At 62.9% G+C, this 8,097-nt stretch carries 5 protein-coding genes; 4 read left to right on the forward strand and 1 reads right to left on the reverse strand.

Features of this window, described 5'->3' with window-relative positions; genetic code table 11:
- Nucleotides 1-486: 486 nt before the first annotated feature.
- Nucleotides 487-2,658 carry a DNA helicase II gene (gene uvrD / locus J9892_RS14420; RefSeq protein WP_210538534.1) on the reverse strand — a complete coding sequence of 724 codons (2,172 nt, stop codon included), beginning with the start codon at nucleotides 2,656-2,658 and terminating at the stop codon, nucleotides 487-489.
- A gap of 412 nt (nucleotides 2,659-3,070) precedes the next feature.
- Here uvrD and J9892_RS14425 point away from each other — a divergent pair, with 412 nt between their 5' ends.
- From J9892_RS14425 to J9892_RS14440, 4 genes are all read left to right on the forward strand, one after another.
- On the forward strand, nucleotides 3,071-4,069 hold the full coding sequence (locus J9892_RS14425; protein ID WP_041212138.1) for a BMP family ABC transporter substrate-binding protein: 999 nt from the start codon (nucleotides 3,071-3,073) through the stop codon (nucleotides 4,067-4,069).
- A 101-nt stretch (nucleotides 4,070-4,170) separates the two neighbouring features.
- Nucleotides 4,171-5,748, forward strand: coding sequence for an ABC transporter ATP-binding protein (locus J9892_RS14430; protein WP_043153609.1), 1,578 nt, complete (start codon nucleotides 4,171-4,173; stop codon nucleotides 5,746-5,748).
- A gap of 79 nt (nucleotides 5,749-5,827) precedes the next feature.
- Nucleotides 5,828-6,946, forward strand: a complete 1,119-nt coding sequence (locus J9892_RS14435) for an ABC transporter permease (RefSeq protein ID WP_010672473.1) — start codon at nucleotides 5,828-5,830, stop codon at nucleotides 6,944-6,946.
- A gap of 2 nt (nucleotides 6,947-6,948) precedes the next feature.
- Nucleotides 6,949-7,914, forward strand: a complete 966-nt coding sequence (locus J9892_RS14440) for an ABC transporter permease (protein WP_010672471.1) — start codon at nucleotides 6,949-6,951, stop codon at nucleotides 7,912-7,914.
- Nucleotides 7,915-8,097: the final 183 nt, after the last annotated feature.

Consider the following 8,097-nt stretch of genomic DNA (forward strand, 5'->3'; position numbering starts at 1 on the left):
TGTCGTTGGTGGAGACCGGCAAGCGATTGGGCCGCTGCCCACAGGAGTGGTTGAGGGCCGTGGTCAGGGCGTGCATCGAGAAGACAGATTATCCCATCCCGGCAGAACTGATGCCGTCAACCCCGTCCTGGTGAATAGATACGATTGGCGGGGGTGGCCTTTCTTTTGGTGACTTCTCTTTGGCCACGCAAAGAAAAGTTACTCGCCCAAGCCCGAAGGGCGGGCGAAACCCTGTCGAGGGCCATGCCCTCGCGTCCTGCACGGCGCCAGCCGTGCCAGCAGCAAGCGCCCCCTCATCCCCAACCCTTCTCCCGCGAGGGGAGAAGGGAGCAAAGACGCTCTCGGGAACTGGCCCCTCTCCCGCCATGGGAGAAGGAAGCAAAGATGATCACGGGAACAGGCCTCTTCCCCACGATGGGAGAAGGAGGCAAAGACTATCTCGGGGATGATCCCCTCTCCCGTTGGGAGAGGGCTAGGGTGAGGGGATTACAGTGCCTCCAATCTCGCGTAGGCGGTGACGAGCCACTTGGCGCCGACGTCGTCGAACTGGATCTGCACCCGGCTCTGCTGGCCGACCCCTTCGAAGTTGAGCACGATTCCTTCCCCGAATTTCGGATGGAGCACCCGCTGGCCGAGCTTGATGCCGCTGGCGTCGAAGATCGCGCGCACCTCGTTCTGGCTAAAGCGCCCATATTGCGTGGGTCTACTCACCTGGGTGCGCAGCCGGATCTCTTCCAGACACTCGGCGGGCATCTCGCGGATAAAGCGGCTCGGCTTGTGGAACATCTCGCGGCCGTAGATGCGGCGGCTCTCCGCATAACAGATGTAGAGCTTCTCCATGGCGCGGGTCATGCCGACGTAACAGAGGCGTCGCTCCTCTTCCAGCCGGCCCGACTCCTCGGTGGATTGCTGGCTGGGGAACATGCCCTCTTCGACGCCAACCAGCAGCACCAGCGGGAACTCCAGCCCCTTGGCGCTGTGCAGGGTCATCAGCTGCACCGCATCGGCATATTCGTCCGCCTGATTCTCGCCGGATTCCAGCGCCGCGTGGGCGAGGAAGGCGGAGAGATCGCTCATGTCTTCCAGCTCGTCCGGGCGCTGGTACTGGCGGCAGGCGGTGACCAGTTCGTCCAGGTTTTCTACCCGCGCCTGGGATTTCTCGCCTTTTTCCGCCAGATACATCGCCTTGAGGCCGGAGTGCTGGATGGCGATATCCGCCTGCTGGTGCAGGGGCAGCAGGGAGACCTGTTCCTCCAGCGCGTCGATGAGATCCACAAAGCCGCGCACCGCGTTGCCGGCGCGACCGGTCAGCACCTTGTCATTGAGCAGTGCCTTGGCGGACTGCCACAGGTTCTGGCCCTGATCCCGGGCGTTGTTGCGCAATATCTCGAGAGTGCGATCGCCGATGCCGCGGGTCGGGGTGTTGACCACCCGCTCGAAGCTGGCGTCGTCGCCACGGTTGTTGATAAGGCGCAGGTAGGCCATGGCGTCCTTGATTTCCTGGCGCTCGAAGAAGCGCAGGCCGCCGTAGATCCGGTACGGCATGGCGTCCTGCATCAGCGCCTCTTCCAGCACCCGGGACTGGGCGTTGGAGCGATAGAGGATGGCGCAGTCGGCCAACAGGCCGCCCTTTTCCTTCCAGTCCTTGAGGCGGCCGACTACGAAGCGGGCTTCGTCCACCTCGTTGAAGGCGGCGTACAGCGAAATCGGCTCCCCCTCGGCCCCCTCGGTCCACAGCTCCTTGCCGAGCCGCTCCGCGTTGTTGGCGATGACGCTATTGGCGGCTTTGAGGATGTTGGCGGTGGAGCGGTAGTTCTGCTCGAGGCGAATGGTCTCGGCGCCCTGATAGTCGGTCAGGAAGCGCTGGATGTTCTCGATCTTGGCGCCGCGCCAGCCGTAGATGGACTGGTCATCGTCGCCGACGATCATCACCTTGCCGGTGTCACCGGCCAGCATCCGCAGCCAGGCGTACTGGATGCCGTTGGTATCCTGGAACTCGTCCACCAGGATGTTCTGGAAGCGGTCGCGGTAGTGCTCGAGGATGTGGGGCTTGTTGAGCCACAGCTCGTGGGCGCGCAGCAGCAGCTCGGCAAAATCCACCAGCCCGGAGCGATCGCAGGTCTCCTGATAGGTCTTGTAGATCTGCTGATAGGTGCGGGTGACGGGGTCGCCGTAAAGGTCGATGTCGCCGGGGCGCAAGCCCTCGTCCTTCTTGCCGTTGATGTAGCCCATCACGGCGCGCGGGGCCCAGTGCTTCTCGTCGAGGTTGAGGGCCTTGAGCACCCGGCGAATGAGGCGGTACTGGTCGTCGGAGTCGAGGATCTGGAAATCCTGCGGCAGGCCCGCATCCAGATGGTGGGCCCGCAGCAATCGGTGGGCGATGCCGTGGAAGGTGCCGATCCACATGCCGCGCACACCGTCACCGATCACCTTCTCGACCCGGCCGCGCATCTCGGCCGCCGCCTTGTTGGTAAAGGTCACGGCGATGATGGAGAAGGGTGAACAGCGTTCCACCTGCATCAGCCAGGCGATACGGTGCACCAGCACCCGGGTCTTGCCCGAACCGGCACCGGCCAGCACCAGCAGGTTGCAACGGGGGGCCGCCACCGCGTCTCTTTGCTTGTCATTGAGCCCGTCGAGCAGGGTTGAAACGTCCATCACCACTCCTGTTTATTTATACAGGCGGGGATTATACGGCCTGAGCCGCCAGAGACCAAGCCGTGAGCAGCCGGGGGCCAGCCCGCCCGCCAACGTGGCGTCGATGAGGCCGCAGGGCTGGTGCCGATGGAAGCCAGTTTTTTCATCAGGGGAGGAAAACGGTTGCGCCTAACGTTATGAATCCAAACACAAATGTCGAACGAGCCCTATTAATCCCGGAATTTAATTCTGCAAAAACACCATAAAACAAACACTTATAAGGCAATTTGCTTATATTTCAAACCGTTAACGCAAACGTTTTTCCTCTATGATCCCCTTGACCAACGGGCTGGCTCACTTACAGTTAGCCAGCGTGCTTTATGACCTGCCAAGACAGGTTGTGGACCCTCACATAACAATCAAGGATACGATCGTGACTAAAGTGCTCAAGCTGGCCACCGTGGCCGCCCTCACCCTCGCTGCCCTGTCCGCCCAGGCAGCCTCCGAGCCCGCCGTCATCTATGACACCGCAGGCAAATTCGACAAGTCCTTCAACGAAGCCGTGTTCCGCAACGGCGTCGAAGTCTACAACAAGGACAAAGGCGTCAAGGTCAAGGAGTTCGAACCCCAGAACGAAGCCCAGCGCGAGCAGGGCCTGCGTCGTCTGGCCAGCCGTGGCAACGGCCCCATCGTCGCCGTCGGCTTCAACATGGGTTCCGCGGTAGAGAAGGTCGCCACCGAGTTCCCGAACACCCAGTTCACCATCATCGACATGGTGGTCGACAAGCCGAACGTCCAGTCCCTCATCTTCAAGGAGCATGAAGGTTCCTTCCTGGTGGGTGCCCTGGCGGCCATCGCCTCCAAGACCGGCAAGGTCGGCTTCGTGGGCGGCATGGACATCCCGCTGATCCGCAAGTTCCAGTGCGGCTATGAGCAGGGCGCCAAGTACATCAATCCGAAGATCGACGTCTATCAGAACATGACCGGCTCCACCCCGGCAGCCTTCGCCGACCCGGCCAAGGGTGCAGAACTGGCCAAGTCCCAGTTCGCCAAGGGCGCCGATGTGGTCTATGCCGCCGCCGGTGGCACCGGTATCGGTGTCTATCAGGCTGCCAAGGACGAAGGCAAGCTGGCCATCGGTGTGGATTCCAACCAGAACCACCTGCAACCGGGTACCATGCTGACCTCCATGGTCAAGTCCGTGGGTCTGGCCGCGTACAAGAGCTGGGATGACGCCGCCAAGGGCAGCTGGAAGCCGGGCATCCAGTCCCTGGGTCTGGCCGAAGGCGGGGTTGACTGGGCGCTGGACGAGAACAACGCCAAGCTGATCACCCCGGAAATGAAAGCCAAGGTCGAGAGCATCAAGGCCGACATCATCGCCGGCAAGATCAAGGTGCACGACTACATGAGCGACAACTCCTGTAAGTACTGATCCTGCAAATACCGAGTCACTGCTACGACTCTCAACCAGTGATGACCGGCCCGCACGGGCCGGTTTTTAGTCTCTACTTCATGACCCGCAAGGACTGCATCATGGACCAGACAGATCGCTATGCCATCGAATTAAGGGGTATCGATAAGCGGTTCGGCGACGTGTACGCCAACAAGCAGATCGACCTTCAGGTTCGTAAAGGCAGCATTCACGGCATCGTCGGCGAAAATGGCGCCGGCAAGTCGACCCTGATGAGCATCATTTACGGTTTCTACCACGCCGACAGAGGCGAGATGCTGATCGACGGGAATCCGTTCAAACCCCATGGCTCCCAAGATGCGATTGCCGCCGGGGTGGGCATGGTGCACCAGCACTTCATGCTGGTGAACAACTTTACCGTATTGGAAAACGTCATCCTGGGGGCCGAGAACGGCTGGCGCCTGGGCAAGAGCCTGGCGGCCGCCGAGAAGCTGCTGGGCGAGCTGGCACGGGACTATGGTCTCGAGGTGCCGCTGCACGAGAAGGTCGAGGATCTGCCGGTGGGCCTGCAACAGCGGGTCGAGATCCTCAAGGCGCTCTATCGCGGTGCCCGCATCCTGATCCTCGACGAGCCCACCGGGGTGCTGACCCCGCAAGAGGCGGATCACCTGTTCGAGGTGCTGAAAAAGCTGCGGGATCAGGGGGCGACCGTCATCCTCATCACCCACAAGCTGCGGGAGATCCTGGCCATCACGGATCAGGTCTCCATCATGCGCCGGGGGGAGATGGTGGCCCATGTCGCCACCAAAGACACCGACAAGGAGCAGCTCGCCGAGCTGATGGTGGGCCGCAAGGTGCGCCTCAAGGTCGACAAGGGCACCGCCCAGCCGGGCGAGGCCAAGCTCAAGGTCGAGGGCCTCTCTTACGTCGATGATGCCGGGGTGGAACGGGTCAAATCCGTCAGCTTCGAAGTGCGGGCGGGGGAAGTGGTCGGCATCGCCGGGGTCTCCGGCAACGGCCAGTCCGAGTTGCTCAGCATGCTCGGCGGCATCCTCAAGCCCAGCAAGGGCGGCTTCACCATCGCCGGGGCGCAGCGCCACGAGGTGAGCCAGAGCCACCCGGCCGATCCGGAGCAGGTGCGCAACTTCGGCCTGGGCCACATCCCGGAAGACAGGCACAAGATGGGGCTCATCAACCGCTTCGAGGCGAAAGAGGCCTTCATCCTCGGTTATCACCGCCGTGCCCAGTACAACAAGGGCTGGCTGCAGGACAAGGAGGCGATCCGCCAGGATTGCCAGGCCAAGATGGAGAAGTGGGACGTGCGCCCGCCGAGCCCGGAGCACAAGACCGCCAACTTCTCCGGCGGCAACCAGCAGAAGCTGGTGATCGCCCGGGAAGTGGAGCAGGACCCGGATGTGCTGCTGGTCGGCCAGCCGACCCGGGGCGTCGACATCGGCGCCATCGAGTACATCCACCAGCAGATCATCGCCATGCGCGACAAGGGCAAGGCGGTGCTGCTGGTGTCGGTGGAGCTGGACGAGATCATGAGCCTCTCCGACCGCATTCTGGTCATCGCCGATGGCCGTATCGTCGGCGAGCTGGACGGCGCCAGGGCGGATGAACGCACCATCGGCCTGATGATGGCGAACATAGTTCCTGACGACGTGGCGGCAAGCCAATCACAAGGAGCCACATCATGAAGGTCACAACCACTTGTAACGGATTCGGCCTGATGATGGTCAACACACCAGTCCCCGACGATATCAAGGAGGCCCATTCATGAGCCAAGCACGTGTTCCTGCCTGGATATCCGTGGGCGTGCTGCCCGCAGTCAATATCCTGCTGGCCTTCCTGGTGTCGGCCATCCTGTTCTATTACCTCGACATCAGCCCCATCGAGGCAGCCGAAATCATGTGGTACGGCGCCTTCGGCACCGGCGAGGGGATAGGATTCACCCTCTACTACGCCACCGGTTTCATCTTCACCGGTCTGGCGGTGGCGGTGGCCTTCCACGCCGGCCTGTTCAACATCGGCGGTGAAGGGCAGGCCTATATCGGCGGCCTCGGGGTCGGTCTGGTCTGTCTGCTGCTCGGGGACGTGCTGCCGTTCGCCCTCTTGCTGCCGCTCGCCATCATCGCCGGCGGCCTGTTCGGCGCGGCCTGGGCCTTCATCCCGGCCTGGCTGCAAGCCAAGCGGGGCAGCCATATCGTCATCACCACCATCATGTTCAACTTCATCGCCGCCTCCCTGATGGCCTACCTGCTGGTAGACGTCTTCAAGCCGCCAGGATCCATGGCCACCGAGAGCAAGGTGTTCGCCGTGGCGAGCTGGCTGCCGAAGATGAGCGAGCTGGCGGCCGGTTTCGGCATCGCCATGCCCAACAGCCCCCTCAACATCAGCTTCTTCTGGGCGCTGATCTGTGCGGCCCTGGTATGGGTCTTCATCTGGCATACCCGCTGGGGCTACGAGATCCGCTCCGTGGGCGCAAGCCAGAGTGCCTCCGCCTATGCGGGCATCTCCTACCCCAAGGTGGTGATCCTGGCCATGGTGATCTCCGGCATGCTGGCGGGCTTCTTCGCCCTCAACGTGTTGCAGGGTGAGCTGCACCAGATCAAGCTCAACTTCGTGGAAGGCTTCGGCTTCACCGGCATCGCGGTGGCCCTGATGGGCCGCAACCACCCGGTCGGCGTCATCATCGCCAGCCTGCTGTTCGGCTTCCTCTACCAGGGCGGCGCCGAGCTCAGCTTCGAGTTCGGGGTGGACCGCAACATCGTCGTGGTGCTGCAGGGTCTGGTGATCCTGTTCTGTGGCGCCCTGGAGCACATGCTGCGCCCGCGCATCGAGCAGGCCTATCTGGCCTTTGCCAACCGCCCGGCCGCCCAAGTGAAAGGAGCCTGATCATGTTCGAAATGCTGATCCTGATGCTGGACGCGACCATTCGTACCGCGCCTCCGCTCATCCTGGCGGCCATGGCCGGGATGTTTTGTGAACGCTCCGGGGTGGTCAACATCGCCCTGGAGGGCAAGCTGCTGGCCTCCGCCTTCGCCAGTGCGGCGGCGGCCGCCGTCACCGGTTCCGCCTGGATTGGGCTGGGAGTCGGGGTGGGGATCTCCATCCTGTTCGCCCTGCTGCACGGCTTCGCCACCATCACCCACCGGGGTGATCAGGTGGTGAGCGGCATGGCCATCAACATCCTGGCGGCCGGTCTCACCGTGACCCTGGGGCGCTACTGGTTCGATCAGGGCGGTCAGACCCCGGCGCTCTCCGGTGCGGCACGCTTCGCCCCCATCGACCTGCCCTATGCCAAGGAGCTCTATGACGTGCCCGTCATCGGCCAGCTCTACAGCGAGCTCTTGAGCGGTCACTCCCTGCTGGAGTACGTGGCCTTCGCTGCCGTGCCCCTGGCCTGGTGGGTGCTGTTCCGCACCCGCTTCGGCCTGCGGCTGCGGGCGGTGGGCGAAGCCCCGGCGGCGGTGGATACCGCAGGCATCTCCGTGGTGCGCATGCGTTACACCGCCCTCATCATCGGCGGCCTGCTGGCGGGGATCGGGGGCACCTATCTGGCGGTGGCCCAAACCGCCCAGTTCATCCCCAACATGAGCGCGGGCAAGGGCTTCATGGCGCTGGCGGCCCTGGTGTTCGGCAAGTGGCGCCCCTGGAACGCCATGGCGGCCTGTCTGCTGTTCGGCTTCCTCGACGCGGTCGCCATCCGGCTGCAAGGGGTCAGCATCGGCGATTTCCCGATCCCGGTGCAGGCCATCGAGGCGCTGCCCTATATCCTGACGGTCTTCCTGCTGGCCGGTTTCATCGGCAAGGCGGTGGCTCCCAAGGCCCTCGGCACCCCCTACGTCAAGGAGCGGGAATAGCCCCGCCCTTCATGCCATGCAAAAGGCCCGCACATGCGGCAATGCTGTTCACTTAAGCGGAGCCGCATTGCGATTTACCGGAAAACGGGTCTTTGATATCTTCACCGCCCTGGGTCTCGATGGCCTGGGGCGTTTTTCTATGAACATGACGCCTATGCAGCCCCGCAACTCCGCCAACCTCCG

It is taken from the genome of Aeromonas sp. Prich7-2 (assembly GCF_017939255.1).
Classification (GTDB): domain Bacteria; phylum Pseudomonadota; class Gammaproteobacteria; order Enterobacterales; family Aeromonadaceae; genus Aeromonas; species Aeromonas caviae.

Excerpts from the sequence above, each read along its gene's own strand:
- uvrD (WP_210538534.1), bottom strand. The coding sequence starts at position 2,658 with ATGGACGTTTCAACCCTGCTCGACGGGCTCAATGACAAGCAAAGAGAC.
- J9892_RS14430 (WP_043153609.1), top strand. The coding sequence starts at position 4,171 with ATGGACCAGACAGATCGCTATGCCATCGAATTAAGGGGTATCGATAAG.
- J9892_RS14435 (WP_010672473.1), top strand. The coding sequence starts at position 5,828 with ATGAGCCAAGCACGTGTTCCTGCCTGGATATCCGTGGGCGTGCTGCCC.
- J9892_RS14440 (WP_010672471.1), top strand. The coding sequence starts at position 6,949 with ATGTTCGAAATGCTGATCCTGATGCTGGACGCGACCATTCGTACCGCG.